Origin of the sequence: Myxosarcina sp. GI1, from assembly GCF_000756305.1 — a bacterium.
Classification (GTDB): Bacteria; Cyanobacteriota; Cyanobacteriia; order Cyanobacteriales; family Xenococcaceae; genus Myxosarcina.
The window spans coordinates 1-2,124 of record NZ_JRFE01000071.1; the positions used below are offsets into that span (position 1 = coordinate 1).

Below are 2,124 nucleotides of genomic sequence, written 5' to 3' on the forward strand. Positions count from 1 at the left end.
GTACATATGTCGGGTATTGAGGGTTTACTCGTACTTGGTTTGATGCTAAGACCACCTTTTAGCTCTTCCATTTCTTCAAGCGTGAGATCGACAAACACATCCAATTCGTTAATATTTTGCATGTTGTTCTCCTTTATTGAGAATAAAGCTATTTAGAAAAAACAGAATTGTTTGACTATAAAATTTTGTTTTTTCTATTTACCTATTAGGTTGCAAGTTTGGAGCGCATGCAATCTCGTTATAATTATTAACAATGCTGGCAAAACTATTAAAAGATCGGGTTGGAAAGATAATCTTGTCTGGCAATACTTTCGACTGAAAGTTATCGGTAAACTGCTTCGTGGTCATCTTTTAAGTGGCGGTCGAGATGTTTTTCATCGGTGAGAAACTTCATCCAAGCAGATAGTGCGGTTGCCAGTACGGTATAAGCATATAATTATTACGACTTAGTTTAAATACGTCTTAACTTTAGTGGGAGCGCTGCATTTACATTCTATTGTGCTAAAGCTATCCCATCAGCACGTGGTTCCGTTGCAGCTACTAATCCCTCACCGTGCGATAAAATTATTTGACCTTTGCCAAACATCGTATGTGGAGCAAACTGAATATCGTGACCTCGTTCGCGCAACACCTGCACGAGCGCAGGTGAAACTCCCGATTCGACTAAAACTTGGTTGTCACTAACGAATCGCCAGCGAGGAGCATCGAGGGCTGCTTGAGGATTCATCCCATAGTCGATTAAATTGAGAAGCACTTGTAAATGTCCTTGAGGCTGCATGGAAGCACCCATTACCCCAAAAGAGCCTAACGGGCGATCGCCTTCGGTAATAAATCCAGGAATAATCGTGTGGAAAGGTCTTTTGCCTGGTGCTACCTGATTGGGATGTCCTTTCTCTAAGGTAAAGCCAGTACCACGATTATGCAGTGCAATACCAGTACCAGGAACCACAATACCGCAGCCAAAGCCTTTATAGTTGGACTGAATTAGAGAAACCATTAGATTGCGATCGGCTGCTGCTAGATAAACAGTTCCGCCTGAAGCTAACCCCGATTTTGCTAAGTGAAGTGCTTGATGTTGAATTAACTGCCTGCGCTGAGCAGCATAAGCTTTATCTAAAAGCTGTTGACAAGATACATTCATAAAGTCTGAATCGCCAACGTGACAGTATACATCGGCAAAAGCCAGCTTCATCGCTTCAATTTGTTGGTGGTAGCTAGAGACAGTCTCACGAGGAACAGAAGCGAGATCGAATCCTTCAAGAATATTGAGTGCCATTAACGCTGCAATTCCTTGAGTGTTGGGAGGAATCTCCCAAATTCGATACTGACGATATGGCGTAGAAATTGGCTCTACCCAAAGTGATTGGTGATTAGCCAAATCTGTAGCACTGAGTAAACCGCCTGTTTCTTCGGCAAATTCGGCGATCGCTTGGGCCAGTTTGCCGCGATAAAAGCTTTCTCCCCCGCTAACGGCGATTTCTTCAAGAGTTTGGGCATGATTGGGACTTGCCCAGATTTCACCAGCATTGGGGGCGCGTCCTTGAGGAAAAAAGACCTGTTTAAATGGGGTAAAATGAGGAGCACTGAGTGGTAAATAGACTTGTTCGGCTCGTTTCCACGCTGCTGCCGTTACTGGAGATACAGGAAACCCTTCTTTAGCATAGCGAATAGCTGGAGCGAATAATCGTTCAAAAGGTAGCTTTCCCCACCGTTGACCTAGAGTTTGCCAAGCCGAAACTGCTCCTGGTACGGTCACGGTAAGCCAGCTTAATTCTGGTATCGACTCTAACCCAGCAAAACACTCAAGGCTCATAGCTTGAGGACTTTTGCCCGAACCATTAAGTCCGTATAGCTTGCCATCCCAAACTAAAGCAAAAGCATCTCCCCCAATGCCGTTAGAGGTTGGTTCGACAACGGTTATCGCAATGGCAGAGGCGATCGCCGCGTCCACTGCGTTACCCCCTGCCCAAAACATCTCCATTCCTGCCAGAGTTGCTAGAGACTGACTAGTGGCTACGGCACAGTTTTTGCCAAGTACGGCTCGTCGCTGAGAAGAGTAAGGATATTGAGAAAGATCGTATTCCATAAGCTGACAGGCATTCGATTTAAGATTTTCGACTCGCT

Annotated in this window: 1 protein-coding gene; it reads right to left on the reverse strand. The window is 44.9% G+C overall.

The features are described from left to right. Positions 1–493: 493 nt before the first annotated feature. The gene (locus tag KV40_RS31620; RefSeq protein WP_036489769.1) at positions 494–2,086 is read right to left on the reverse strand and encodes a gamma-glutamyltransferase family protein; all 1,593 of its coding nucleotides are present in this window, start codon (positions 2,084–2,086) and stop codon (positions 494–496) included. Positions 2,087–2,124: the final 38 nt, after the last annotated feature.

Bases quoted from the DNA above. Each gene is read 5' to 3' on its own strand.
- KV40_RS31620 (WP_036489769.1), bottom strand. From the start codon at position 2,086: ATGGAATACGATCTTTCTCAATATCCTTACTCTTCTCAGCGACGAGCC.